Genomic DNA, 25676 nt, shown 5'->3' with positions numbered 1-25676 from the left:
AGTCAATGCGATAGTCGATGTCGTTGACTATGAGGGAAGCTAGGGCGGGGGCTCCGAAACTGTCAAGGAATCTCCCGTAACAGGGCGGTTAACGACCATCTGCCCGGGGAGCAGGTCCCGTCCGCCGCATCCCGGCCGGGATGCGCACGAGACCCCTCAGAGGATCCGCGTTGGTGCTGGGGAAGGGAACCATGTCCGTATTCACTGATCGTCGGCTCTCCGCCACGGGCGGCGAGTGGGCCGTCGCGACACCGCACTCGACGGCGAGCGACGTCGCGGCCGACGTACTTCGCGGCGGCGGCAACGCGGTGGACGCCGCACTCGCGGCCGCCGCCATGCTGACCGTCGTCTACCCCAATCAGTGTTCGGTCGGCGGCGACCTCCTGGCGCTGGTGGGCACCGCCGACGGGGAGGTCCGCTTCGTCAACGCCGGCGGCCGGGCCCCGCGGGCCGTGGACGTCCGGGCGATGGCGGACGAGTACGAGCGGATGCCCGTCCTCGGCGCGCTCCCGGTCACCGTCCCCGGCGTGGTGGCCGGCTGGGCAGCGCTCGCCGACACCTGGGGGACCCGTCCGCTCGCGGCGGCGCTCGCCCCCGCGGAAGCAGCCGCCCGCGAGGGCGTCCCCGTCGCCCCCGGGCTGGCCCTGGACCTGCGCAGGGAACGGCGGACCCTGGCCCGCGACCCCGGGATGCTCGGCGTGTTCTTCGCCGACGGAGACGTCCTCCGGGCAGGTCAGAGCCTGCGGCAGCCCGCCCTCGCCCGTACGCTCGCGTCGATCGCCGCACAGGGTCCGTCCGCCCTGTACGGCGGAGACGTGGGCGTGAGCCTGGTGAAACTGCTCGCCGAGCGGGGCTCGGCCATGACGGTCGAGGACCTCGCCGAGCACACGGTACGGCTGTCGGGGACTCATGGCGCGGTGTACGACGGCGTCGAATACCTCTCGGGCGGCGACAACTCGCAGGGCCTGTACTTCCTCCAGGGCCTGCGCGCGCTCGACGTGGTGCGCTCGGTCCGCGGGACGCTGGACCCGCTGGGCCGCGACGCGGGCGTGGTGGCATCCGTGCTGGCCCAGGCCGCCGCCGATCGCGACAACTTCTGCTGCGATCCGGAGTGGGGGGAGGCTGCCTCTGCCGACGAGTTGCTGTCGGCCCCGTACGTACGACGTATCGCCGAGCGGGCCCTGGCGGGCACCCCCGTCGACATGGTCGGACAGCGCAAGGCCTCCGGCGACACCGTCGCCGTCGTCGTGACGGACCGGGACGGTACCTGGGTCTCCCTGATCCAGAGCGTGTTCCACTGCTTCGGTGCCGCGGTGCTCGATCCCGGCACCGGTGTCGTCCTGCACAACCGGGGCGCGTCGTTCTCCCTCGACCCGGCGTCGCCGAACCGGCTCGCCGGCGGCAAGCGCCCCCTGCACACACTGATGCCCGTCCTGGTCCGCGAGGCCGGCGCACTGGTCGGAGCACACGGCGTCATGGGAGGACGCGCGCAGCCGCAGGTGCACACCCACCTGGCCCTGCGTCTCGCCGCCGGCGACTCCGTGGGGCGTGCCGTGTCGGCGCCGCGCTGGGTCCTCGGGGCCATGGAGGCCGGGGTGACGGAGGGCACCGGTACCGTCAGGGCGGAGCGGGACGTGCCCCTTCCCGGCGTCCGTGCGATCGAAGGTGCGGGATTCTCCGTCGACCTGATCGACGCACACGACGACGGAGTCGGACACGGCCAGTTGGTCCGCCGGGCAGGCGGCGCCGACGGACCGCGCCTGGTCGCCGCCACCGACCCTCGTGCGGACGGCTCGGCCGTCGCGGGCTGACCCGGCGGCGTCGGTGCACCACCATGGAAGACGACCGATACGAGGAAGGACATATGACCACCAGTAACGCCGGTACGGCCAAGGGCACGCGCCGACCCCGGTTGCCCCGCGGCACGCTGAGCCAGGAGTCGATCGTCGAGGCCGCGTTCCGGGTAGCCGACTCGTCCGGCATGGACAAGCTGACGTTCTCGGCGCTCGGCCGCGAGCTGACCGCTCATCCGACGGCGATCTACCGGCATTTCCGGAACAAGGACGAGTTGTTGCTGGCCCTCATCGACGCCCTGCACGAAGAGGCGCTGGCGAACACCCCGGCGCCGACGGACGACTGGGCCCACGACCTGATGCAGATCGCGGTCCACACCCACCGGGCGTTCCTCCGGCACCCGCGAGTGGGCGCCCTCGCGGCCGCGCGTACCGCCCGCCGGGAGAACGAGTTCCGGACCGTGGAACGCAAACTGGACTGCATGCGCCGCGCGGGCCTCGGAGACGACGACGCGGCCCGCTACTACCGTGTCTTCGCCGATCTGGTGCTGTCCTACAGCGCCATGGACGCGAGTCTGGCGTCCCTGTCCCCCGAGATCCGGGACGCGGATCTGCGGGCGTGGAAGACGGACTACCTCACCCTGCCGCCCGAGAAGTTCCCCAACATCGCCCGACTGGCCCCGCGGTTCCGGGCGTTGGACGACCCGGAGAACTTCGTCACCGCCGTCCAGGCGGTCATCGACACGATCCGGGTCAAGGCGCAGACGCAGGCATAGGCGGAGGCGAAAGCGACGACGGCGACGGCGACGGCGACAGCGACAGCGACAGCGACAGCGACAGCGACAGCGACAGCGACAGCGACAGCGGGAGACGACATGGGCCCGGTATCCCGCGTCGGCCTTGTTCCGCCGCCGTCGGGGATCGCCGATGCCGAACCCGAACCCGTCTGCGCCCGCGGTCCACCACCCTCCGCCCGCCGCCCGCCGCCCGCCGCCCGCCGCCCGGGACGTCATAACAGCTGTCGACGGGACGAGAAGCACCTGATCGAAGCCGTGCCGAACAAGCGCCACCCGGACAGGCGGTACGGGTGCTCCACGCCCTGAACCACGTGCGGCGACGCTCCGTGTCGTGGCGCCCGGATGCGATTCCTCCCCGGCGTGAACACCGGGGCCTCCTCGCGAAGAAGAGGTGAACTCACCCCTCGCGTAAAGACTTTCTCCGCTTCAACTCTTGACGACCGGAGCGCCACAGCGCACATTGACCGCACGCTCTTCTCTTGAGAGCGCTCTCAGGACGGGACTCCACGGAGCGCTCCCCCACCCGCGCATTCACTCCGTACACCCGAAGAGGCCGCTATGAGTGAACCCTCCGGCACACCCCTCGGACGTCGCCGCACGCTCAGGCGCGCGTTCCTCGCCATGGCCGGCGCGTTGGCGCTGGCCACGGCGTGGGCGACGACCGCGCAGGGCGCCGCCCCCACACCGCCCGCAGGATGGACCCAGGTCTTCGTCGACGACTTCAACGGCACGGCCGGAACCGGCGTCAACACCTCCAACTGGCAGTACGCGACCGGGACTTCGTATCCCGGCGGGCCCGCCAACTGGGGCACCGGCGAGGTCGAGACCATGACGAACAGCACCAACAACGTGTCCCTCGACGGCAACGGCAATCTGCGCATCACCCCGGTCCGCGACTCGGCGGGCAGGTGGACGTCCGGCCGGATCGAGACCAACCGCACCGACTTCCGGCCCCCGGCGGGCGGCAAGCTGCGGGTCGAGTCCCGGCTCCAGATGCCGAACGTCACCGGGACGGCCGCCGAGGGCTACTGGCCGGCGTTCTGGATGCTGGGCGCTCCCTACCGGGGCAACTACCAGAACTGGCCGAGCGTCGGCGAGCTGGACATCATGGAGAACGTGCAGGGCCGCAACCAGGTCTGGGCCACGATCCACTGCGGCACCAACCCCGGCGGCCCGTGCAACGAGACGACCGGCATCGGCAACTCCACCGCGTGCCCGGGCACGACCTGCCAGTCCGGCTTCCACACGTACACCATGGAGTGGGACCGCTCGGTGACCCCCGAGACGATCCGGTTCTCCGTCGACGGCACCCGGTTCCATGCGGTCAACGCCAACCAGGTCGACGCGACCACCTGGTCCAACGCCACCGACCACGGCTTCTTCATCATCCTGAACGTGGCGATGGGCGGCGCCTTCCCGGACGCGTTCGGCGGCGGCCTGGACGGCGACACCCGCTCCGGTGTCCCCATGGTCGTCGACTACGTACAGGTGCTGTCGGCCGGTGGGGGCACGACCACCCCGCCCCCGACGGGCACCCGTGACGCGTACAGCGCCATCCAGGCCGAGTCGTACGACAGCCAGAGCGGCACCCTCACCGAGACCACGACCGACTCCGGCGGCGGCCAGAACATCGGCGCGCTGGCCAACGGCGACTGGGCGATGTTCCGAGACGTCGACTTCGGTTCCACGGCCGCGAGGCAGTTCGTCGCCCGCGTGGCCTCCGGCGCCAACTCGGGGGTGAGCGGCCTCGTCGAGGTCAGGCTCGACAGCCGGTCGAACGCGCCGGTGGGCAGTTTCTCGATCGCCGACACCGGTGGCTGGCAGTCCTGGCGGACGGTGCCGGCGAACATCAGCGGGGTCACCGGCACCCATGACGTCTATCTGACCTTCACGAGCGGGCAGTCGCAGGACTTCGTGAACGTGAACTGGTTCAACTTCGGCCGCTGACGAACGGCTCGGGCGAGGGGCGGGCTCCACGGCGTGGAGCCCGCCCCTCGTCGCGCGTCACCGCGTCTCCGCCCGGAACACCACCGGCGTGGTCCCGGTGTGCAGATGGAAGAACTTGGAGAAGTTGGCCGCGTCGGGGAAACCGACGGCCGCGCCGACGCGGCCGATCGGCAGGTCCGTGTGAGCGAGCAGCCGTTTCGCCTCCAGGACGACCCGCTTGTCGATGAACCCCTTGGGTGTCTCGCCGGTCGCGGCGCGGACCGCGCGGACGAGGGTGCGGCGGGAGTAGCCGAGGTCGTCGGCGTAGGCGCTGACGCTGTGGTTGGCGGCGAACCCCCGCTCGACCGCGTCCCGGAAGCGGGTGAAGGTCGTGTCGTCGGGCCGGCGAGCCGACTCGGCCGAGGGGGCGGCGAGATGGGCCAGGCGCAGCAGGAAGGCCGTCAGGGAGTGCCGCAGCACGGCGGCGTGCAGAACGAGCGGCAGGGTGGCGGTCGGCGCGGTCGCGTCGGCGTACTCGCGCTCCAGTTGTGCCAACGAGGCGCGCAGGGCCGCCAGTTGGCTCTCGCCGGGGCGAAGCAGCGGCGGCAGGTCGTAGCGGTAGAGGCCGGTCGCCTCGACGGTGGCGCGGGGCAGGAAGCCCGGTTGCATGGTGAGGGCCCTCCCGCGGTACTCGCTCACGCGTGAGAATCGATGCACCTGCCCCGGACGGATCCACAACAGGTCGCCCGCGCCCACCTCGTACTCGGTGAAGTCGACCATGTGGCGCACCGGACCGTCGTCGAACAGCAGCACCACGTGGAAGTCGATGCGGTGGACCCCCTCCAGGGGTATGTCCGCGCGCCACAGCTCGTCGTCGTCCATCGGGCCCACTCGCATCCCGATGCCGGAGAGGCCGTCGTCGACGGGGAACGGGAAGGTCTTGATCCGGTCGCCGTGCGGGAAGTGTCTCTCCGTCATGTCCTCGCCGCCGCGTCGTCGGTGTCCCAGTTTCACCGAAGGCTGGCACACGACGACCTACCTCATCAAAAGTCAGACTTTTACCTTTGAATGCGCTGGATCAATTCCGCCGTCTCATCGAGGACTTCTTGAACATGAACTGGACAGAACTCGACCGGCGCGCCGTCGACACCGCCCGCCTGCTGGCCGCCGACGCCGTGCAGAAGGCCGGCAACGGGCACCCGGGTACGGCGATGAGCCTCGCGCCCGCCGCGTACACGCTCTTTCAGAAGGTGATGCGACACGATCCCGCCGACCCCGAGTGGACGGGCCGCGACCGCTTCGTCCTCTCCCCCGGCCACACCTCGCTGACCCTCTACACCCAGCTCTATCTCGCCGGGTACGAGCTGGAGCTGAACGACCTCAAGGCGTTCCGGACGCACGGTTCGAAGACGCCGGGCCATCCCGAGTACGGGCACACGGCCGGTGTGGAGACCACCACCGGCCCGCTGGGCCAGGGCGTCGCCAACGCCGTGGGCATGGCGATGGCCGCCCGCTACGAGCGCGGTCTGTTCGACCCGGACGCGCCCGAGGGGGCGTCTCCGTTCGACCACACCATCTGGGCGATCGTCTCCGACGGCGACCTGGAGGAGGGCATCTCGGCGGAGGCCTCGTCGCTGGCGGGCCACCAGAAGCTGGGCAACCTGGTCTTCCTGTACGACGACAACCACATCTCCATCGAGGGCGACACGGCCACCGCGTTCTCCGAGGACGTGCTCAAGCGGTACGAGGCGTACGGCTGGCACGTCCAGCGGATCGAACCCGCGTTCAACGGCAACGTCGACGTGCACGCCCTGTACGACGCGCTGCTGGCCGCGCGGGAGGAGACCTCGCGCCCCTCGATCATCGCGATGCGCACGATCATCGCCTGGCCGGCCCCGAACGCACAGAACACCGAGGCGGCGCACGGCTCGGCGCTCGGCGCGGACGAGGTCGCGGCCACCAAGCGCGTCCTCGGCTTCGACGCGGAGAAGACCTTCGACGTCGCCGACGACGTGCTCGCCCACACCCGGCGGGCGCTCGACCGGGGCGCCGAGGCGCACGCCGCCTGGGACGGGCGGATCGCCGAGTGGCGTACCGCCTCCCCCGAACGGGCCGGACTGTTCGACCGGGTGGTCGCGGGCCGGCTGCCCGAGGGCTGGGAGCGGGCGCTGCCCGTCTTCGAGGAGGGCACGTCGGTGGCGACCCGCGCCGCGTCCGGCAAGGTCCTCCAGGCGCTCGGCGCGGTGATCCCGGAGCTGTGGGGCGGCTCCGCCGACCTCGCCGGGTCCAACAACACCACGATCGACAAGACGTCGTCGTTCCTCCCCGCGGACAACCCGCTGCCCGATGCCGATCCCTACGGGCGCACGGTCCACTTCGGTATCCGTGAGCACTCCATGGCCGCGGAGATGAACGGCATCGCGCTGCACGGCAACACCCGTATCTACGGCGGCACGTTCCTGGTCTTCTCCGACTACATGCGCAACGCCGTGCGGCTCTCGGCGCTGATGCAGCTGCCGGTGACGTACGTGTGGACGCACGACTCCATCGGTCTCGGCGAGGACGGACCCACCCACCAGCCGGTCGAACACCTGGCCGCGCTGCGCGCGATCCCGGGCCTGAACATCGTCCGTCCGGCCGATGCCAACGAGACGGCCATCGCCTGGGCCGAGATCCTGAGGCGGCACGCCACCGACCCGGCCCCGCACGGGCTGGCGCTCACCCGGCAGGGCGTGCCGACGTACGCGCCCGACTCCCGGGCGGCGAAGGGCGGTTATGTGCTCCAGGAGTCCTCGACCGGGACCCCGGAGGTGATCCTGATCGCCACGGGTTCCGAGGTGCAGCTCGCCGTCGGCGCCCGGGAGCGGCTGGAGGCCGAGGGGGTCGGGACGCGGGTCGTGTCGATGCCGTCGGTGGAGTGGTTCGAGGAACAGTCGCGCGAATACCGCGAGCACGTGCTGCCGCCGTCCGTGAAGGCCCGCGTGGCGGTCGAGGCGGGGATCGGTCTGACCTGGTACCGCTACGTCGGTGACCACGGCCGCATCGTCTCCCTCGAACACTTCGGCGCCTCCGCCGACGCGAAGACGCTGTTCGCCGAGTACGGCTTCACCTCCGAGCACGTCGTCGCCGCCGCGAGGGAATCACTCACCGCCGTGCGCGGTTGACGCGAGCGCCTGAAGGAAGATGATCATTGTGACCACCGAAACAGCCGTGGCGGACACCGCCGCGGACCCCCTGGAGCGCCTCGGTGACGAGGGCGTCTCCGTCTGGCTCGACGGCCTCTCCCGCACCCGCGTCTCCTCCGGCCACCTCGCCAAGCTCGTCGAGAAGCGCCACGTGGTCGGCGTGAGGACCGACCCGTCCGTCGTCCGGGCCGCCATCGGCTCCGGGGAGGGCTATGAGGAGCAGCTCGCCGACCTCGCCGTGCGCGGGGTGACGGTCGACGAGGCCGTCCGGATGATGACGACCGCCGATGTGCGCGCCGCCGCCGACGTCCTGCGCCCGGTGTACGAGGCGACGGCGGGCCGGGACGGCCGGGTCTCCATCGAGGTCGACCCCCGGCCGGCCCACGACACCGCCGCGACCGTCGCCGAGGCCAGGCGGCTCGTCCGGCTCGTCGACCGCCCCAACGTGATGATCAGGATTCCGGCGACGAGGGCGGGCCTCCCGGCGATCACCGAGGTCATCGGGCTCGGCATCAGCGTCGACGCCACACTGATCTTCTCGCTGGAGCGCCACTTCGAGGTGATGCACGCCTACCTGGCGGGCCTGGAGAAGGCGCGGGCGGCGGGCCTCGACCTGTCCGCCGTCCACTCCGTGGCCTCCTTCCTCGTCTCCCGCGTCGACGCCGAGATCGACAAGCGGCTGACGCTGCTCGGCACACCGGAGGCACTCGCCCTCAGGGGCCGCGCCGCGCTCGCCAACGCGCGGCTCGCCTACGAGGCGTACGAGGAGGTGTTCGGCGAGGCCGGCGACACCGCGCACCCCGGCAGCCGCTGGACCGCCCTCGCCGGGGCCCGCGCCCACAAGCAGCGCCCGCTGTGGGCCTCGACCGGCGTGAAGAACCCGGCGTACAAGGACACCCTGTACGTGGACGAGCTGGTCGCGCCCGGCACCGTCAGCACCATGCCCGAGGCCACGCTCGACGCCGTCGCCGACCACGGCGACATCCGCGGGAACACGGTGAGCGGCGGCTACGCACAGGCACGTGCCGACCTCGCCGCCGTGGAGGCGCTCGGCATCTCCTACGAGGAGGTCGTGGGTCTGCTGGAGAACCAGGGTGTCGCCGCGTTCGAAGCGGCGTGGCAGGAGCTGTCGGACATGGTGGCGAAGTCGCTGAACAGCAAGGGAGTTGATGGGGAATGACCGCCGAGTGGCACAACCCGCTCCGGGACGCGGACGATCGCCGGCTGCCCCGGATCGCGGGCCCGTCCGGGCTCGTCATCTTCGGGGTGACCGGTGACCTGTCCCGCAAGAAACTGATGCCGGCCGTGTACGACCTGGCCAACCGGGGCCTGCTGCCGCCGGGCTTCTCGCTGGTGGGCTTCGCGCGCCGGGACTGGGAGGACGAGGACTTCGCGCAGATCGTGCACGACGCGGTCCGCGAGCACGCCCGCACCGAGTTCCGCGAGGAGGTCTGGCAGCAGCTCGCCGAGGGGATGCGGTTCATCCCCGGCGACTTCGGCGACGACGAGGCGTTCAAGCGGCTCCGCGAGGCCGTCGAGGAGCTGGACAGCTCCCGGGGCACGGGCGGCAACTTCGCGTTCTATCTCTCGGTGCCGCCGAAGATGTTCCCGAAGGTCGTCAAGCAGCTCAAGAAGCACAAGCTGGCCAGTCCGCCCGGGGGATCCTGGCGGCGCGCGGTCATCGAGAAGCCGTTCGGTCACGACCTGGCCAGCGCCCGCGAGTTGAACGCGGTCCTGCACGACGTGTTCGACCCCGAGCAGGTCTTCCGCATCGACCACTACCTCGGCAAGGAGACCGTCCAGAACATCCTGGCGCTCCGCTTCGCCAACCAGATGTACGAGCCCCTGTGGAACCGCAGTTACGTCGACCACGTGCAGATCACGATGGCCGAGGACATCGGCATCGGCGGTCGCGCCGGGTACTACGACGGCATCGGCTCGGCCCGTGACGTCATCCAGAACCACCTCCTGCAGCTGCTGGCCCTGACCGCCATGGAGGAACCGGCCGCTTTCGACGCGGAGTCGCTGCTGACCGAGAAACTGAAGGCGCTCAAGGCCGTACGGCTGCCGGAGGACCTGGGTCGGCACACCGTGCGCGGGCAGTACGCGGCGGGCTGGCAGGGCGGTGAGCGGGTGCCCGGCTATCTGGAGGAGGAGGGCATCGACCGCTCCTCGACGACCGACACGTACGCGGCGGTGAAGCTCGGCATCGACAACCGGCGCTGGGCGGGGGTGCCCTTCTACCTGCGGACCGGCAAACGGCTGGGCCGCCGGGTGACGGAGATCGCGGTGGTCTTCCAGCGCGCGCCGCACTCCCCGTTCGACTCCACCGCCACCGAGGAGTTGGGGCAGAACGCGGTCGTCATCCGGGTGCAGCCGGACGAGGGGATGACCGTGCGCTTCGGTTCGAAGGTGCCGGGTACCTCGATGGAGATCCGGGACGTCACCATGGACTTCGCGTACGGCGAGTCGTTCACCGAGTCCAGCCCGGAGGCGTACGAACGGCTGATCCTGGATGTGCTGCTCGGCGACGCCAACCTCTTCCCCCGCCACCAGGAGGTGGAGGAGTCCTGGAAGATTCTCGACCCGATCGAGGAGTACTGGGCCAAACAGGGCAGGCCCGCGCAGTACGCCTCGGGCAGTTGGGGCCCCGAGGAAGCGGACGAGATGCTCGCACGAGACGGACGGAGCTGGCGCAGGCCATGAAATTCGACCTGACGGACACCACGGCAAGCAAGATCAACAAGGCCCTGGTGAAGGGCCGCCGGGCCATCGGCACGCCCGCCGTGGGCATGGTCCTCACGATGGTGATCGTGACGGACGAGGAGAACGCCTACGACTCGATCAAGGCGGCCGAGGAGGCCTCGCACGAACACCCCTCGCGCACCCTGGTCGTCATCAAGCGGCACGCCCGGACCCCGAAGGACCGCACCAAGTCGCACCTGGACGCCGAGGTACGGGTCGGCGCCGACGCGGGCACCGGCGAGACGGTCGTACTGCGGACCTACGGCGAGGTGTCCGACCACGCCGACTCCGTGGTCCTGCCGCTGCTGCTGCCGGACGCGCCGGTGGTCGTGTGGTGGCCGGTGAACGCGCCGGAGAACCCGGCGAAGGACCCGCTGGGCGCGCTGGCCCAGCGCCGGATCACCGACATGTACGCCGTGGAGTCCCCGCTCGCCGCGCTGGAGCAGCGCAGCGCCTCCTACACCCCCGGCGACACCGATCTCGCCTGGACCCGGCTGACGCCGTGGCGTTCCATGCTGGCGGCCGCCCTCGACCAGGCCAAGGAGACCATCACCTCGGCCGCCGTGGAGAGCGAGGCCGACAACCCGAGCGCCGAACTGCTGGCCCGCTGGCTGGAGGCCCGGCTCGGCGTGTCCGTCGAGCGGGTGCTGACCGCCGGGCCGGTCGTGACGGGCGTGCGCCTCGGCACCGCTCGGGGCGAGGTCGTCATCGACCGCCCCGAGGGTCCGCTGGCCACCCTCACGCTGCCGGGACAGCCGTCCCGCACCCTGGCCCTGAAGGTGCGCCCCACCTCCGAGCTGATCGCCGAGGAACTGCGGCGTCTCGACGCCGACGAGATGTACGCCGTCGCCCTGCGCGGCGGCGACCGGCAGGCCCCCACTCCCGACGCACAGAAGGAAGCCAACTGACATGCAGATCGGTCTGATCGGGCTCGGCAAGATGGGTGGCAACATGCGCGAGCGGATCCGCCGCGCCGGCCACACCGTCGTCGGCTACGACCGCAACCCCGACGTCTCCGACGTGGGCAGCCTCGCCGAACTGGTCGAGCGCCTCGACGGCCCGCGCACGGTCTGGGTGATGGTGCCCGCCGGCGCCGCCACGCAGTCCGTCGTCGACGAGCTGGCGGAGCTGCTGTCGCCCGGCGACACGGTCGTCGACGGCGGTAACTCCCGCTGGACGGACGACGAGAAGCACGCCGCCGAGCTGGGCGCGAAGGGCATCGGCTTCGTCGACGCGGGTGTCTCGGGAGGCGTGTGGGGACTCCAGAACGGCTACGCCCTGATGGTGGGCGGCGACGAGGAGCACGTGGAACGGCTCCAGCCGATCTTCGAAGCCCTCAAGCCGGAGGGGCCGTACGGCTATGTCCACGCGGGCAGGGTGGGCGCCGGGCACTTCTCCAAGATGGTCCACAACGGCATCGAGTACGCCATGATGCAGGCCTACGCCGAGGGCTGGGAGCTGTTGGAGAAGGTCGACTCGGTGACGAGCGTGCGCGAGGTGTTCCGCTCCTGGCAGGAGGGGACCGTCATCCGTTCCTGGCTGCTGGACCTCGCCGTCAACGCGCTCGACGAGGACGAGCACCTGGCGAAGCTGCGCGGCTACGCCGAGGACTCGGGCGAGGGGCGATGGACCGTCGAGGCGGCCATCGACCACGCGGTGCCGCTGCCGGCGATCACCGCGTCGCTGTTCACCCGCTTCGCGTCCCGTCAGGACGACTCCCCCCAGATGAAGATGATCGCCGCGCTGCGCAACCAGTTCGGCGGGCACGCGGTGGAGTCGAACAAGTAGGCGACAGCGTCCCGCGACGCCGACCGGAGAGTTCCCCGCGCCCCCGCCAGGGCGCGGGGAACCTCGCGAGGAAGGCGCGGTCGAGTCCCTCTCCTGGACGTCCGCACCCGCCTTCTGGACGTCCGCACCCATGCGCTGCGGCGGGCCCTGCCCCAAGACGCGGCCCCTGCCGGGCAGCCCGTGCACGGCTGACCCGTGAGCCGTCGACGGCACCCGGAGGTGGTCCCGGCCGGCGTCCCGGCTCACCGGCTCGCCCCGAGAGCCCACGGGGGGGGTGACCGCCGCCGGAGGACCCGCCGATCACGCACCTGCACCCCCGCGCGCCCGCGCCCTTGCACCCCTGCCGTCCGCCCACAGGCGCCGGGACGTCAGCGCGGTCGTCCGACCAGGCCGGTGGGACGGCCGCCTGAATATGCGGAGGTGTGCGCTGCCATCGCGACCCCGAGACCGTACGGCGGCCGAACCGCCCCGCCCGGGTCCGTCCGGCAGCCCGCGCGGAGTCCCCGGACACGCCTGGGGACGACGGCGTGACCACCGAAGGCCACCGGCGGGAACCGCCCCTTGCCTATCGCCTCGCCCCGGCCGCCGTCCACGGGACGAGCGGCTTCTCCACCGTGTCGTGACCACCCGGCAACCTTGTCGATACGTCCTGACAAAGCTATTGACATCATCTCGGGGGCGTTTCATAGTACGTGCTCTAGAGCGCGCTAGTAACGCGCTCTAGACGGCCGAGAACAGGCGGCGCACACACCCACCGCTGCCGACGACGACACCTTTCCGCCGCACACGGCACCCCTGGTCACGCGCCCCACCCAGCACGCCGGGCCGGGCCCTTCTTCGAGGCCGTCATCCCATTTCCCACCCTGACCAGCACAGTGAGGTGCAAGGGACATGCACAGAAACCACCGAGCCGCCGCCCTGACCGCCGCGTTCCTCGCCGGCACCCTGACGCTCGCCGCCTGTTCCAGTGGCAGCGGCGGCAAGAAGGCCGAGGAAGGCGGCGAGGCGGCCTCCGCAGGCAAGGCCACGACCCCCCGTATGACCGTGGCCATGGTCACCCACGCCTCCCCCGGCGACACCTTCTGGGATCTGGTGCGCAAGGGCGCCCAGGCCGCGGCCGCCAAGGACAACATCAAGCTCGTCTACTCCTCCGACCCCAGCGCCGGCAACCAGGCCAACCTGGTGCAGAACGCGATCGACCAGAAGGTCGACGGCATCGCCCTGACCGCCGCCAAGCCCGACGCGCTGAAGGACGTCGTCGCCAAGGCCACCGCGGCGGGCATCCCGGTCGTCGGCTTCAACTCCGGCGTCGACGACTGGAAGAAGCTCGGCATGCTGGAGTACTTCGGCCAGGACGAGAACATCGCCGGCCAGGCCTTCGGCGCGCGGCTGAACGACCTCGGCGCCAAGCACGCCCTGTGCGTCATCCAGGAACAGGGACAGGTGGCGCTGGAGGCCCGCTGCGCCGGTCTGAAGAAGGGCTTCAACGGCAAGACGGACGTCCTCTACGTCAACGGCACCGACATGCCTTCGGTGAAGTCGACGATCACCGCCAAGCTCAAGCAGGACTCCTCGATCGACCAGGTCGTCACCCTGGGCGCCCCCATCGCCCTCACCGCCGTCCAGTCCCTCTCCGACGCCGGCGGCAAGGCGAAGGTCGCCACCTTCGACCTCAACAAGGACCTCGTCAAGGCCGTCCAGAACGGTCAGGTCGAATTCGCCGTCGACCAGCAGCCGTACCTTCAGGGCTACCTGGCGGTCGACTCGCTGTGGCTGTACAGGACGAACGGCAACTTCAGCGGCGGCGGCACGGCCCCCGTCCTGACCGGCCCCGCGTTCATCACCAAGGACAACGTGGACGCCGTCGCCGAGTTCGCCGCCAAGGGAGCGCGGTGATGAGCGTGACCCAGCATGCCGAGCCGGCGGTGACCACACCGCCGGCCCCCGGCCCCGAGGAGACCGACGGGCGCACCACCGCGCGGCCCCTGGCCCTCCGGCTGCTCGCCCGCCCCGAGGTGGGTGTCCTCCTCGGCGCCCTGGCGGTGTACGTGTTCTTCCTCGTCGCGGCGCCTCCGGTACGCGACGGCGCCTCGATGGCGAACGTGCTCTACCAGTCGTCGACCATCGGCATCATGGCGATTCCGGTGGCCCTGCTGATGATCGGCGGGGAGTTCGACCTGTCGGCCGGCGTCGCCGTGATCACCTCGGCGCTGACCGCGAGCATGCTGAGCTATCAGCTCAGTGTGAACGTGTGGGTCGGCACCGTCCTGGCGCTCGTCGTGTCCCTCGCGATCGGCTTCTTCAACGGCTGGTTGGTCGTCAGGACCGGACTGCCCAGCTTCCTGATCACCCTGGGCAGCTTCCTGGGCCTGCAGGGCGTCAATCTCGCGGTGACCAAGCTGGTCACCGGCAACGTGGCCACCGACGACATCAGCGACATGGACGGCTTCGCCCAGGCCAAGAAGGTCTTCGCGTCGACCTTCGACGTCGGTGGCGTCCAGGTCAAGATCACGGTGGTCTACTGGCTCGTCTTCGCCGCCCTGGCCACCTGGATGCTGCTGCGCACCAGGTACGGCAACTGGATCTTCGCGGTCGGCGGCAACAAGGAGTCCTCGCGGGCGGTCGGTGTGCCCGTGAACTTCACCAAGATCTCACTGTTCATGCTGGTGGGCCTCGGCGCCTGGTTCGTCGGCATGCACCAGCTGTTCACCTTCAACACCGTGCAGTCCGGCGAGGGGGTGGGACAGGAGCTGATCTACATCTCGGCGGCCGTGATCGGCGGCTGCCTGCTGACCGGCGGCGCGGGCTCGGCGATCGGCCCGGTCTTCGGCGCCTTCATGTTCGGCATGGTGCAGCAGGGCATCGTCTACGCCGGCTGGAACCCCGACTGGTTCAAGGCCTTCCTCGGCGTGATGCTGCTCGGCGCCGTCCTGATCAACCAGTACATCCAGCGCACGGCGACCCGGAGGTGACCCGATGACGAAGAGCGAATCCGGAACCCAGGGGGCCACCCTCCCCGACGCCCCGCCCGAGGGCGAGGACCGGCCGATCGTCGAACTGCGCGGCGCCGGCAAGTCCTACGGCAACATCCGTGCCCTGCACGGCGTGAGCCTCACCGTCCACCCCGGCCGCGTCACGTGCGTGCTGGGCGACAACGGCGCCGGCAAGTCCACCCTCATCAAGATCATCTCCGGGCTGCACCAGCACACCGAGGGCGACTTCCTCGTCGACGGCGAGCCGGTGCGCTTCACCACCCCGCGCGAGGCCCTGGACGCCGGCATCGCCACCGTCTACCAGGACCTCGCCGTCGTCCCCCTGATGCCGGTGTGGCGCAACTTCTTCCTCGGCTCCGAGACGACCAAGGGCCCCTGGCCCGTGCGCCGTCTCGACATCGAGAAGATGAAGAGGACCGCCGACCACGAGCTGCGCGAGATGGGCATCGTCCTGGACGACCTGGAACAGCCCATCGGCACTCTCTCCGGCGGTCAGCGCCAGTGTGTGGCCATCGCCCGCGCCGTCTACTTCGGTGCCCGCGTCCTCATCCTCGACGAGCCCACCGCCGCCCTCGGCGTCAAGCAGTCGGGTGTGGTGCTGAAGTACATCGCCGCCGCCCGCGACCGCGGCCTCGGCGTCATCTTCATCACCCACAACCCCCACCACGCCTACATGGTCGGCGACCACTTCAGCGTCCTGCGCCTCGGCACCATGGAACTCAACGCCTCCCGCGACGAGGTCAGCCTGGACGAACTGACCAATCACATGGCCGGTGGTGCCGAACTGGCCTCTCTCAAGCACGAGTTGGCCCAAGTCCGCGGTGTCGACGTCGAGGAGCTTCCCGAAGAGGCCGACCTCACCGCACCGGTGGCGGCCAAGGGAGGCGCGGCCGCGCCCTGACGGGCGGCGCAGGCATCTACCGCCCCCACCCCCCCCTGCCGGTGGGCGTCCGTGGTCCGGCACCGGGGCACCCGGTCCAGGAGGTGCCGCGAAGGTGCCGCTCGGCACCCGCGGCGCCCACCGGCGTCATCTCGACCACAGGAGAGACCCTGGCGTGAGCACCGTACGCATCGGAGTGATCGGCGCCGGCATCATGGGCGCCGATCATGTGAACACCCTGCATCGCCTTGTATCCGGCGCCGTAGTCACCATGGTCGCCGACATCGACGAGGAGCGGGCCGCCGCCGTCATCGGCGCCCTCCCCGACACCCGCGCCACCGGCGACCCGTACGCCCTGATCAGCGATGCGGAGGTCGACGCCGTCGTCGTCGCCTCGCACGACACGACCCATGCCGATCTGAGCATCGCGGCCGTGCGCGCCGGAAAGCCCGTGCTGTGCGAAAAGCCCCTCGCTCCGACGCTGGAGGAATGCGTCCGTGTCGTGCGCGAGGAGCGACGGGTGGCCGGGCCGGGGATCTCGCTCGGCTTCATGCGTCGCTTCGACCCCGCGTACCAGGAGCTCAAGAACGCGGTGGCGGCCGGTGTCTGCGGGGCACCGCTGCTGTTGCGCTGCGTCAGCCGCGGGGTCTCCGCCGCTCCCGGTGCCACCGACGAGCTGAGCATCACCGGCTCCGCCGTTCACGAGTTCGACACCGTGCCCTGGCTGCTCGACTCACCGATCACAGAGGTGAGTTGGCATGCGCCCCGCTCCACCGGCGCGGCGACCGGCCTGCGGGATCCGCAGCTGATGATGCTGCGTACCGCCGACGGCGCGCTGACCACCGTCGAGGTGTTCCTGAACGCCGGCTACGGCTACGACATCCGTTGTGAAGTGGCCGGTGAGCGCGGCGCGTTGGCGCTGGCCACCCCGGCCCGGGTGATCACCGACGCGGCCCGTGCCCGGTCCTGCGGCTATCCGGCCGACTGGCGCCCCCGGTTCGCCGACGCCTACCGCCTCCAACTCCAGGCGTGGACCGACGCGATGGTCTCGGGCACGCCGTCGCCGCTGGCCACCGCGGGGGACGGTCTGGTGGCGAGCGCGGTGGCCGAGGCCGTCATCACGTCCATGAGGAACGGTGGCCGGACCGTCGCCGTCCAGGTCCCGGAGGTCTGAGCATGCCGGTCTTCCCCACCTCTCTGCCCGCCCCGCGCACCCCGGACCCGATGGACGCGCCCGCACTGCGCTGGGGCGTGATGGGCACCGGCTGGATCGCCGAGCGTTTCGTCGGCTCGGTGCGGCGCCACACCCGCCAGGTTTTCACCGCCGTCGCGTCGCGCGACGCCTCCCGCGCCAAGGGGTTCGCGGACCGCCACGGCGTCCCGCGCGCGTACGGCTCCTACGAGGAGCTGGCCGCGTCGGCGGACGTCGACGTCGTGTACGTCGCCACGGAACACACGGCCCACCTCGGCTGTGCCCGGATCTCCCTCACGGCGGGCAAGCACACCCTGGTGGAGAAGCCGCTCGCCCTCGACGCCACCCAGGCCGCCGAGATCGCCCGACTGGCCACAGAGCGCGGCCTGTTCTGCGCGGAGGCGCTGTGGACCTTCTTCCTGCCCAGGTTCGATGTCGTCCGGCAGGTACTCGGCTCAGGTGTCCTCGGTGAGGTCCGCACCGTGTGGGCCGAGCACGGCGAGCACTTCACCGCCGGTCATCGCATCCTCCGGGCCGACCTGGCCGGCGGTCCCCTTCTCGACCTGGGCACCTACCCGGTCTCCCTCGCCGTGTCGGTCCTCGGTGAGCCGGTGGAGGTGCAGGCGTGCGCCCAGCCGCATCCCTCGGGAGTCAACGGCCAGACCGCCGCGCTGCTCCGCAACGCCGTCGGCGCTCAGGGCATCGTGCACACCACGCTGTTCAGCGACACACCGACCTCGGCGGCGGTCGCCGGGACACACGCGACCCTGAGCCTGCCCGGTCCCTTCCCCCAGCCCGGCGAGGTTCTGCTGGCCCCGGCGGGCGGTGGCGCACCGCTGTCGTACACCGAGCCGCTGTGCGGGCACGACGCCCTGTACTTCGAGGCGGCGGAGGTGGCCCGGTGCATCCAGGACGGACGGCTCCAGACCCCCTTGCGGCCCCTGTCCGACTCCGTGGCCACCTTGGGGGTGATGGACGAGATCCGCCGGCTGTGCGGCATCTCCTTCCCCCGAGGCGGCCCGGGGCACGGGGCATCGCTCCCGCCCACGGCGTGACCGCCGGCCGACGTCAGCGCTTCGGCGGCGGCCCGCTGGTCCCCCGTACCACCAGCTTCGGCTCCACCACGGCCTCCCGTGGCTCGCGCCGGGGGTCCTCCAGCCGCTCCACCGCGAACCGCACCGCGTGCTCGGCCATGAGGCCCGCGTCCTGGCGCACGGTCGTCAGTCCGATCGGCATGAGGTGGGAGAGATGACTGTCGTCGTAGCCGACCACGGACATGTCGCGCGGAACCTCGACGCCGGCCCGGGTCAGGGCCATCAGCAGGCCCATCGCGCTGCGGTCGTTGCCCGCGAGCACCGCCGTCGGCAGCGGCCGCCCCCCGTCGCGCTCCGTCAGCAGCAGACGCCCGGTCTCGATGCCGGAGCGCTCGGTGTGCTCGCCGGGGACGACCCGCTCCTCCGCCTCCAGCCCGTGGCGCCGCATCGCCGCGCGGTAGGCGCGCCGGCGCTCTGACGAGCCGGGGCCCCGGCCGCCGTCCAGGTGCACGATCCTGCGGTGCCCCAGCTCGACGAGATGGTCCATCGCCTGCCGTACGCCCCTGCCCTCGGCCGAGTGCACGAAGTCCACGTGCGCGTGCGGGACGCGACGGCTGACGGACACGGCGACCGTGCGGCCTCCCAGTTCCTCCAGGAAGGCCGGCTCGGCGAAGGAGCCCAGCAGGAGCACCGCCTCGCAGCGGTGGCTGAGCAGCGCCTCGACGGCCTTCCTCTCGCTGCGGCCCTGGGTGGCGCCGGACAGCAGGACCTCGTACCCGAGGCGCTCGGCCTCGGGGTAGATGCCCTCGATGAGATTGGTGTGGAAGGCCTGCTGGACGGTGAACATCACGCCGAGCGTGCGGCTGCGGCCGCGGGCCAGGAGGCGGGCCGCGCTGTCGGGGCGGTAGCCGATCTCGTCGGCGACCCGCAGCACCCGCTGCCGCGTCTCCTCGCTCGCGCCCGGCTGGCCGCGGAACACGATCGAGACGAGCGCCCGCGACACGCCCGCCTTCTCGGCGACGTCCGCCATCGTGGGCCGCTGCTTGCCTGGTGCATCCACCCGTGCCCCACCCTCCGACACCGCCCACCGGGGCGGCGATCTTGAAATCTTCCGGCAACAGTCTATTGACATGACATTTGGACTGGGGTCATCGTACTCGGACTAGAGCGCACTAGTAGAGCGCGACAGAATCTCTCCCGAGACGCTTCCGGGGCTTCACCCGAGTCTCCGGATCGAAGGGACACCAGCGATATGCCGTTCGAAGTGCTGACCATGGGCCGCGTGGGAGTGGACGTGTATCCGCTCCAGACCGGCGTGGGGCTGGCCGACGTCACCTCGTTCGGCAAGTACCTGGGCGGCAGCCCGACCAACGTCGCGGTGGCGGCGGCCCGGTACGGCCGTATGGCCGCGGTGGTCACGAAGACCGGCCGGGACCCGTTCGGCGACTTCGTACGCGCCGCTCTGAACGGCTACGGCGTCGACAGCCGTTACGTCGGTACGTCGGACATCGCGCCCACCCCGGTGACGTTCTGCGAGATCTTCCCGCCGGACGACTTCCCGCTCTGGTTCTACCGCCTGCCCAAGGCGCCCGACCTGGACATCACCGCCGACGAGCTGGACCTGGACGCGGTCCGGGAGGCGGCCGTGTTCTGGATGACGGGCACGGGACTGAGCGAGGAGCCGAGCCGCTCGGCCACCTTGGCCGCGCTGCGGCACCGGGCCAAGGCGGGCACGACGGTGTTCGACCTGGACTGGCGGCCGATGTTCTGGGCCCACCCCGCGCGGGCCCGCGCCTCCTACGCCGAGGCGCTGCGCCACACCACGGTCGCGGTCGGCAACCTCGACGAGTGCGAGGTCGCCACCGGCGAGCGTGACCCCTATGGGGCAGCGGACGCACTGCTCGCGGCCGGTGTGGAGCTGGCGGTGGTGAAGCAGGGCCCGAAGGGTGTACTGGCCGTGCACCGAAGCGGTGAGGTCGCCGAGATCGCCCCCGTGCCGGTGGACGTGGTCAACGGACTCGGAGCGGGTGACGCCTTCGGCGGGGCCCTGTGCCACGGGCTGCTGTCGGGCTGGGACATGCGACGCACGGTGTCCTTCGCCAACGCCGCCGGCGCCCTCGTCGCCGGCCGCCTGCCCTGCTCGGACGCCATGCCGACCGAGGACGAAGTCCACACCAAGCTCGATGAGGTGACCAGTGTCTGAGAAGCTGAGCCGGATCGTGTCCGCCCGGGTGGGCGACCCCGGCGCCATCGCGTCCGCCGCCGCCCGCCGGGTCCGGGCCACCTCGCTGCTGGGCGAGCACGGCAAGGCGATGATCATCGCCGCCGACCATCCCGCGCGCGGCGCCAACGGCGTCGGCGGCGACCCCAACGCCATGGCCGACCGCTCCGATCTCCTCGACCGGCTGTGCGTCGCGCTGGAACGCCCGGGAGTGACCGGGGTGCTGGGCACCGCCGACATCCTCGAAGACCTTCTGCTGCTCGGCGTGCTGGACGGCAAGAGCGTCTTCGGTTCCATGAACCGGGCGGGCCTGGCCGGATCGGTGTTCGAGATCGACGACCGGTTCACCGGCTACGACGCGGCCACCATCGCGGCGATGGGCTTCGACGGCGGCAAGATGCTCACCCGTGTCGCCCTGGACGACCCGGCGACGCCCTCGGCCCTGGAGAACACCGCCCGGGCGGTCGACGAGCTCAACGAGCGCCGGCTGATCGCGATGGTCGAGCCGTTCATCTCCGAGTGGCGGGACGGCAGGATCCGCAACGACCTGTCGACGGACGCGGTCGTCAAGTCGGTCACGATCGCCTCGGGACTGGGCCGGCGTACCGCCTACACCTGGCTGAAGCTGCCGGTGGTCGAGAACATGGAGCGGGTCCTGGCCTCCTCCACGCTCCCCGCCCTGCTGCTGGGCGGCGAGGTCAGGGACGCCGAAGCCGCGTTCGCCTCCTGGGGCAGGGCCCTGAAGCAGCCCACCGCGCAGGGTCTGGTCGTCGGACGGTCGCTGCTGTACCCGTCCAGCGGTGATGTGGCCGGCGCCGTCGACAAGGCGGTGAGCCTGCTGTGACCCCGGCGAGCGAGTACCACCTGCCGAAGGGGACCTCGGCCCACGGCCCCTACGACCTCCTGGTCACGCCGGAATCGGCGGGCTGGGGACACTCCGGCCTCAGGATCCTGACCCTGGGGCCGGGCGAGGCGCACACCCTGTCCACCGGAGAGTCCGAGTTCCTGGTGCTGCCGCTGACGGGTTCGTGCACCGTCACCACGGACGGCGGCACCTTCGCACTCGAAGGCCGGACCGGCGTGTTCGCCTCGGTCACCGACTTCGCGTACCTCCCCCGCGCGTCGGAGGCCACCCTCAGCAGCGCAGCCGGCGGAACGTACGCGCTGCCCAGCGGCCGTACCGGGCGGGGCGGCCTCCCCGCCCGGTACGGCCGCAAGGAGGACGTCCCCGTCGAGCTGCGGGGCGCGGGCGCCTGCTCGCGGCAGGTGAACAACTACTGCCTGCCCGGCACCTTCGACGCCGAACAGCTGCTGGTGTGCGAGGTGCTGACGCCGGGCGGCAACTGGTCGTCGTACCCGCCGCACAAGCACGACGAGGCCCGGTCGGGCGAGGAGTCGGAGCTGGAGGAGATCTACTACTTCCAGGTGGCCGGCGAGAACGGCTTCGGCTACCAGCGCGTCTACGGCACCCCCGGGCGGCCCATCGACGTACTGGCGGAGATCCGCTCCGGCGACGCCGTGCTGATCCCGCACGGGTGGCACGGCCCGTCCGTCGCGGCCCCCGGATACGACCTCTACTACCTCAACGTCATGGCCGGTCCCGGGCAGGACCGCGCCTGGCTGATCTGTGACGACCCCGCGCACGGCTGGGTGCGTGCGACGTGGGACGCCCAGGACGTCGACGACCGGCTGCCCTTCGGAGAGAACCGATGAACACCGTCCGACTGACGACCGCGCAGGCCCTGGTGCGCTTCCTGGCCAACCAGTACAGCGAGCGCGACGGCCAGGAACACCGCCTGATCCCCGGCGTGTGGGGCATCTTCGGACATGGCAACGTGGCCGGCCTCGGCCAGGCGCTGCTCCAGGCGGCCACCACCGGCGAGGCCGACCTGCCGTACTACCTGGCCCGCAACGAGCAGGGCATGGTGCACGCCTCCGTCGCCTACGCCAAGATGCGCGACCGGCTGGCCGCGTTCGCCTGCACCGCCTCGACCGGCCCCGGCTCGACCAACATGATCACCGGTGCCGCGCTGGCGACCACCAACCGGCTTCCGGTCCTTCTCCTTCCCTCGGACATGTTCGCCACCCGCGCGGCCGACCCGGTGCTGCAGCAGCTGGAGGACACCCGCGGCGGGGACGTCACCGTCAACGACGCCTTCCGGGCCGTGTCGAAGTACTTCGACCGCGTCTCGCGTCCCGAGCAGCTGATCCCGGCCGCGCTGGCCGCGATGCGGGTGCTGACCGATCCGGTCGAGACCGGTGCCGTCACCCTCGCGCTGCCGCAGGACGTGCAGGCCGAGGCCCACGACTGGCCGGTGGACTTCTTCCGGCGCCGGGTGTGGCACGTGGGCCGCCCGGTGCCGGAGCCGGCCGCCGTCGAACGGGCGGTCCGGCTGCTGCGGGGCGCCGCGAAGCCGCTGATCGTGGCCGGCGGCGGCGCCGTCTACTCCGGTGCCGAGACCGCGCTCCGGGCGTTCGCCGAGGCCACCGGCATCCCCGTCGCCGACACCCACGCCGGCAAGGGCGCGGTGCCGTGGGACCACCCCTGCGCGGTCGGCGGCATCGGCTCGACCGGCTCCTACGCGGCCGACGAACTGGCGAGGGACGCGGACGTGGTGCTGGGCATCGGCACCCGCTACTCGGACTTCACCACCGCCAGCCACACCGTCTTCGGCAACCCGGACGTCGCCTTCGTCAACCTCAACGTCGCCCGCCTGGACGCCGTCAAGCACTCCGCCGAGCCGCTGGTGGCCGACGCCCGCCTGGGCGTCCAGGCCCTGGCCGAGGCCCTGGACGGCTGGGAGGTGGACCCGTCGTACCGGGCGAGGACCCGTAAACTCATCGCCCGCACACGGGAGATCGAGGAGCGGTGTTTCACCGTCGGCCATGGTCCGCTGCCGGCCCAGACCGAGATCCTCGGCGCGCTCAACGACGTCCTGGACGACCGCGCGGTGGTCATCAACGCGGCCGGTTCCATGCCGGGCGATCTGCAGCAGCTGTGGCGGGCCCGGGACCCGAAGGCCTACCACGTCGAGTACGCCTACTCCTGCATGGGCTACGAGGTCGCCGCCGGCGTCGGCGCGAAGATGGCCGACCCCTCCCGCGAGGTCGTCGTACTCGTCGGCGACGGCTCGTACCTGATGATGGCCCAGGAGATCGTCACCATGGTCTCCGAGGGACTGAAGGTCGTCGTCGTCCTCGTCCAGAACCACGGCTTCGCCTCCATCGGCGCCCTGTCGGAGTCGCTGGGTTCGCAGCGCTTCGGCACCGAGTACCGCTATCGCGACGGCGATTCGGGGCTCCTGGACGGCGGCGTCCTGCCGGTCGACCTCGCCGCCAACGCCGCCAGCCTCGGCGCGGACGTGCTGCACGCCAGAACCGTCGAGGAGTTCCGCTCGGCGATGGAGAAGGCGAAGGCCGCCACCCGCACCACCGTCGTCCACGTCGAGACCGACCTCCACGGCCCCAACCCGCCCGGCCACGGCTGGTGGGACGTCCCGGTCGGCGAGGTCTCCGCCCTGGAGTCCACCCGGGCCGCCTACGCCACGTACGCCGCCCACAAGCACAACCAGCGCCACTACCTCTAAGGACACCGCTGTCGTGAACACCATTCCCCACTGGATCAACGGCTCGCCCGCCGAGGGCTCCACCACCGCCACCCAGCCGGTCCACAACCCGGCCACCGGCGTCGAGCGGGCTCGTGTCGTCCTGGGCGGCCCCGCGGACGTGGACGCCGCCGTACGGGCCGCCTCCGCTGCCTTCGAGACCTGGTCGGAGTCCTCCCTCACCACGCGCACGCAGGTGATGTTCGCCTTCCGCCAGCTGCTCGTGGAGCACGAGGAGGAACTGGGCCGGATCATCTCCGCCGAGCACGGCAAGACCGTCGACGACGCCCGCGGCGAGATCGTCCGCGGCCGTGAGGTCGTCGAGTTCGCCTGCGGGCTCGGCGACGTCCTCAAGGGCGACTTCTCCGACCAGGTCTCCCGCGGCGTGGACGTGCACAGCTTCCGTCAGCCCCTGGGCGTCGTCGCCGGCATCACACCGTTCAACTTCCCCGCGATGGTTCCTCTCTGGATGCACCCGATCGCCCTCGCGACCGGCAACACGTTCATCCTCAAGCCGTCCGAGCGCGATCCGTCCGCCGCCAACTTCGTCGCCGGGCTGTACCGGAAGGCGGGCCTGCCCGACGGCGTCTTCAACGTCGTCCACGGCGGCAAGGACGCGGTCGACGCCCTCCTCGCCCACCCCGGCATCGAGGCCGTCTCCTTCGTCGGCTCCACCCCCATCGCCCGGTACGTCCACGAGCGGGCCACCGCCACCGGCAAGCGGGTCCAGGCCCTGGGCGGCGCGAAGAACCACGCCGTCGTCCTCCCGGACGCCGATCTGGAGTTCGCCGCCAACCACATCACCGCCGGCGCCTACGGCTCCGCGGGCGAGCGCTGCATGGCCCTCTCCGTCGCCGTCGCGGTCGGTGAGGCCGCCGACGGACTGGTGGAGGTGCTCGAACGCAAGGCCCGCGAGGTCAGGGTCGGTCCGGGCGACGCCCCCGGCACGGAGATGGGCCCGCTGGTCACCAGGGCCGCCCAGGAGCGGGTGGAGAACGCCGTCGGCACCGCCGCCGCCCAGGGCGCCACCGTCGTCGTCGACGGACGCGGGCTGAAGGTCGCCGGCCACGAGGACGGCTTCTTCACCGGCCCGTCCCTGCTCGACCACGTCACCACCGAGATGGAGGCGTACCGGCAGGAGCTGTTCGGCCCGGTCCTCGCCGTCGTCCGCGTCGACACCCTCGACGAGGCCATCGACGTCGTCAACGCCAACCCCTACGGCAACGGCACCGCCGTCTTCACCGCCTCCGGTGAGGCCGCGCGCCGGTTCCAGCGCTCCGTCAAGGTCGGCATGATCGGCGTCAACGTCCCCGTGCCGGTGCCGATGTCGTACTACTCCTTCGGCGGCTGGAAGGACTCCCTCATCGGCGACTCGCCGGTCCACGGCCCCGAGGGCATCCGCTTCTACACCCGCCCCAAGGTCGTCACCTCCCGCTGGCCCCGGCAGAACCACCACGTCGCCGCCGGCTTCACCTTCCCCACCTCCGACTGACACCCAGTCCCCTCACCCCTAAGGA

General features: G+C 71.2%; 20 protein-coding genes. 18 read left to right on the top strand and 2 right to left on the bottom strand.

The genetic code is table 11. From position 1 onward, the window contains the following. Positions 1-191: 191 nt before the first annotated feature. The 3 genes from H4687_RS37775 to H4687_RS37765 all read left to right on the top strand — a co-directional run bounded on the left by H4687_RS37775 (position 192) and on the right by H4687_RS37765 (position 4537). Positions 192-1811, top strand: coding sequence for a gamma-glutamyltransferase family protein (locus tag H4687_RS37775; RefSeq protein ID WP_046918763.1), 1620 nt, complete (start codon positions 192-194; stop codon positions 1809-1811). A gap of 53 nt (positions 1812-1864) precedes the next feature. Beyond that, complete coding sequence (locus tag H4687_RS37770; protein WP_046918760.1) at positions 1865-2569, top strand: TetR/AcrR family transcriptional regulator C-terminal domain-containing protein; 705 nt, start codon at positions 1865-1867, stop codon at positions 2567-2569. A 579-nt stretch (positions 2570-3148) separates the two neighbouring features. Then, positions 3149-4537, top strand: a complete 1389-nt coding sequence (locus tag H4687_RS37765) for a glycoside hydrolase family 16 protein (RefSeq protein WP_046917321.1) — start codon at positions 3149-3151, stop codon at positions 4535-4537. Positions 4538-4594: 57 nt separating this feature from the next. On the opposite strand, the gene H4687_RS37760 is transcribed toward H4687_RS37765, so the two are convergent. Beyond that, a complete protein-coding gene (locus H4687_RS37760) occupies positions 4595-5494 on the bottom strand; it encodes a helix-turn-helix domain-containing protein (protein ID WP_046917322.1) in 900 nt (299 codons plus the stop codon). Between the two features lie 134 nt (positions 5495-5628). Between H4687_RS37760 and tkt the strand changes: the two genes are divergently transcribed. The 10 genes from tkt to H4687_RS37710 all read left to right on the top strand — a co-directional run bounded on the left by tkt (position 5629) and on the right by H4687_RS37710 (position 18354). Further along, on the top strand, positions 5629-7680 hold the full coding sequence (gene tkt, locus H4687_RS37755) for a transketolase (RefSeq protein ID WP_192781764.1): 2052 nt from the start codon (positions 5629-5631) through the stop codon (positions 7678-7680). Between the two features lie 19 nt (positions 7681-7699). Continuing rightward, a complete protein-coding gene (gene tal, locus H4687_RS37750; RefSeq protein ID WP_046917323.1) occupies positions 7700-8881 on the top strand; it encodes a transaldolase in 1182 nt (393 codons plus the stop codon). Beyond that, positions 8878-10407 carry a glucose-6-phosphate dehydrogenase gene (gene zwf, locus H4687_RS37745; RefSeq protein WP_046917324.1) on the top strand — a complete coding sequence of 510 codons (1530 nt, stop codon included), beginning with the start codon at positions 8878-8880 and terminating at the stop codon, positions 10405-10407. The genes tal and zwf overlap by 4 nt, the downstream gene beginning before the upstream one ends. Further along, a complete protein-coding gene (gene opcA, locus H4687_RS37740) occupies positions 10404-11354 on the top strand; it encodes a glucose-6-phosphate dehydrogenase assembly protein OpcA (protein ID WP_046917325.1) in 951 nt (316 codons plus the stop codon). Before zwf ends, opcA begins: the two co-directional genes overlap by 4 nt. Before the next feature lies 1 nt (position 11355). Continuing rightward, positions 11356-12234, top strand: coding sequence for a phosphogluconate dehydrogenase (NAD(+)-dependent, decarboxylating) (gene gnd, locus H4687_RS37735; RefSeq protein ID WP_046917326.1), 879 nt, complete (start codon positions 11356-11358; stop codon positions 12232-12234). Positions 12235-13125: 891 nt separating this feature from the next. Continuing rightward, positions 13126-14130: a sugar ABC transporter substrate-binding protein gene (locus H4687_RS37730; RefSeq protein WP_046917327.1), complete on the top strand. Its 1005-nt coding sequence runs from the start codon at positions 13126-13128 to the stop codon at positions 14128-14130. Next, on the top strand, positions 14130-15206 hold the full coding sequence (locus H4687_RS37725) for an ABC transporter permease (protein WP_046917328.1): 1077 nt from the start codon (positions 14130-14132) through the stop codon (positions 15204-15206). Before H4687_RS37730 ends, H4687_RS37725 begins: the two co-directional genes overlap by 1 nt. Before the next feature lie 4 nt (positions 15207-15210). After that, positions 15211-16128 carry an ATP-binding cassette domain-containing protein gene (locus H4687_RS37720; protein WP_046917329.1) on the top strand — a complete coding sequence of 306 codons (918 nt, stop codon included), beginning with the start codon at positions 15211-15213 and terminating at the stop codon, positions 16126-16128. 154 nt (positions 16129-16282) lie between these two features. Beyond that, positions 16283-17281 (top strand): Gfo/Idh/MocA family oxidoreductase, encoded by a 999-nt coding sequence (locus H4687_RS48225; RefSeq protein ID WP_046917330.1) that lies wholly within the window; start codon positions 16283-16285, stop codon positions 17279-17281. A gap of 2 nt (positions 17282-17283) precedes the next feature. Next, the gene (locus H4687_RS37710) at positions 17284-18354 is read left to right on the top strand and encodes a Gfo/Idh/MocA family protein (protein ID WP_046917331.1); all 1071 of its coding nucleotides are present in this window, start codon (positions 17284-17286) and stop codon (positions 18352-18354) included. Positions 18355-18367: 13 nt separating this feature from the next. On the opposite strand, the gene H4687_RS37705 is transcribed toward H4687_RS37710, so the two are convergent. Then, positions 18368-19363 (bottom strand): LacI family DNA-binding transcriptional regulator, encoded by a 996-nt coding sequence (locus H4687_RS37705; RefSeq protein WP_046917332.1) that lies wholly within the window; start codon positions 19361-19363, stop codon positions 18368-18370. A gap of 222 nt (positions 19364-19585) precedes the next feature. Between H4687_RS37705 and iolC the strand changes: the two genes are divergently transcribed. The 5 genes from iolC to H4687_RS37680 are packed head-to-tail and all read left to right on the top strand — an operon-like array spanning position 19586 to position 25651. Beyond that, on the top strand, positions 19586-20536 hold the full coding sequence (gene iolC, locus H4687_RS37700; RefSeq protein ID WP_046917333.1) for a 5-dehydro-2-deoxygluconokinase: 951 nt from the start codon (positions 19586-19588) through the stop codon (positions 20534-20536). Next, positions 20529-21398 (top strand): Cgl0159 family (beta/alpha)8-fold protein, encoded by an 870-nt coding sequence (locus H4687_RS37695; protein WP_046917334.1) that lies wholly within the window; start codon positions 20529-20531, stop codon positions 21396-21398. Before iolC ends, H4687_RS37695 begins: the two co-directional genes overlap by 8 nt. After that, positions 21395-22267, top strand: a complete 873-nt coding sequence (gene iolB, locus H4687_RS37690) for a 5-deoxy-glucuronate isomerase (RefSeq protein ID WP_046917335.1) — start codon at positions 21395-21397, stop codon at positions 22265-22267. The genes H4687_RS37695 and iolB overlap by 4 nt, the downstream gene beginning before the upstream one ends. Then, positions 22264-24141: a 3D-(3,5/4)-trihydroxycyclohexane-1,2-dione acylhydrolase (decyclizing) gene (gene iolD, locus H4687_RS37685; RefSeq protein ID WP_046917336.1), complete on the top strand. Its 1878-nt coding sequence runs from the start codon at positions 22264-22266 to the stop codon at positions 24139-24141. The genes iolB and iolD overlap by 4 nt, the downstream gene beginning before the upstream one ends. Before the next feature lie 13 nt (positions 24142-24154). After that, positions 24155-25651 (top strand): CoA-acylating methylmalonate-semialdehyde dehydrogenase, encoded by a 1497-nt coding sequence (locus H4687_RS37680; protein WP_046917337.1) that lies wholly within the window; start codon positions 24155-24157, stop codon positions 25649-25651. The last annotated feature ends 25 nt before the right edge of the window (positions 25652-25676 follow it).

It is taken from the genome of Streptomyces stelliscabiei (assembly GCF_014873495.1).
Classification (GTDB): domain Bacteria; phylum Actinomycetota; class Actinomycetes; order Streptomycetales; family Streptomycetaceae; genus Streptomyces; species Streptomyces bottropensis.
The sequence above is the reverse complement of the archived record's forward strand: the minus strand, read 5'-3'. Positions and strand labels throughout refer to the sequence as shown.

Bases quoted from the DNA above. Each gene is read 5' to 3' on its own strand.
- H4687_RS37775 (WP_046918763.1), top strand. From the start codon at position 192: ATGTCCGTATTCACTGATCGTCGGCTCTCCGCCACGGGCGGCGAGTGG.
- H4687_RS37770 (WP_046918760.1), top strand. From the start codon at position 1,865: ATGACCACCAGTAACGCCGGTACGGCCAAGGGCACGCGCCGACCCCGG.
- H4687_RS37765 (WP_046917321.1), top strand. From the start codon at position 3,149: ATGAGTGAACCCTCCGGCACACCCCTCGGACGTCGCCGCACGCTCAGG.
- H4687_RS37760 (WP_046917322.1), bottom strand. From the start codon at position 5,494: ATGACGGAGAGACACTTCCCGCACGGCGACCGGATCAAGACCTTCCCG.
- tkt (WP_192781764.1), top strand. From the start codon at position 5,629: ATGAACTGGACAGAACTCGACCGGCGCGCCGTCGACACCGCCCGCCTG.
- tal (WP_046917323.1), top strand. From the start codon at position 7,700: ATGATCATTGTGACCACCGAAACAGCCGTGGCGGACACCGCCGCGGAC.
- zwf (WP_046917324.1), top strand. From the start codon at position 8,878: ATGACCGCCGAGTGGCACAACCCGCTCCGGGACGCGGACGATCGCCGG.
- opcA (WP_046917325.1), top strand. From the start codon at position 10,404: ATGAAATTCGACCTGACGGACACCACGGCAAGCAAGATCAACAAGGCC.
- gnd (WP_046917326.1), top strand. From the start codon at position 11,356: ATGCAGATCGGTCTGATCGGGCTCGGCAAGATGGGTGGCAACATGCGC.
- H4687_RS37730 (WP_046917327.1), top strand. From the start codon at position 13,126: ATGCACAGAAACCACCGAGCCGCCGCCCTGACCGCCGCGTTCCTCGCC.
- H4687_RS37725 (WP_046917328.1), top strand. From the start codon at position 14,130: ATGAGCGTGACCCAGCATGCCGAGCCGGCGGTGACCACACCGCCGGCC.
- H4687_RS37720 (WP_046917329.1), top strand. From the start codon at position 15,211: ATGACGAAGAGCGAATCCGGAACCCAGGGGGCCACCCTCCCCGACGCC.
- H4687_RS37710 (WP_046917331.1), top strand. From the start codon at position 17,284: ATGCCGGTCTTCCCCACCTCTCTGCCCGCCCCGCGCACCCCGGACCCG.
- H4687_RS37705 (WP_046917332.1), bottom strand. From the start codon at position 19,363: ATGGCGGACGTCGCCGAGAAGGCGGGCGTGTCGCGGGCGCTCGTCTCG.
- iolC (WP_046917333.1), top strand. From the start codon at position 19,586: ATGCCGTTCGAAGTGCTGACCATGGGCCGCGTGGGAGTGGACGTGTAT.
- iolD (WP_046917336.1), top strand. From the start codon at position 22,264: ATGAACACCGTCCGACTGACGACCGCGCAGGCCCTGGTGCGCTTCCTG.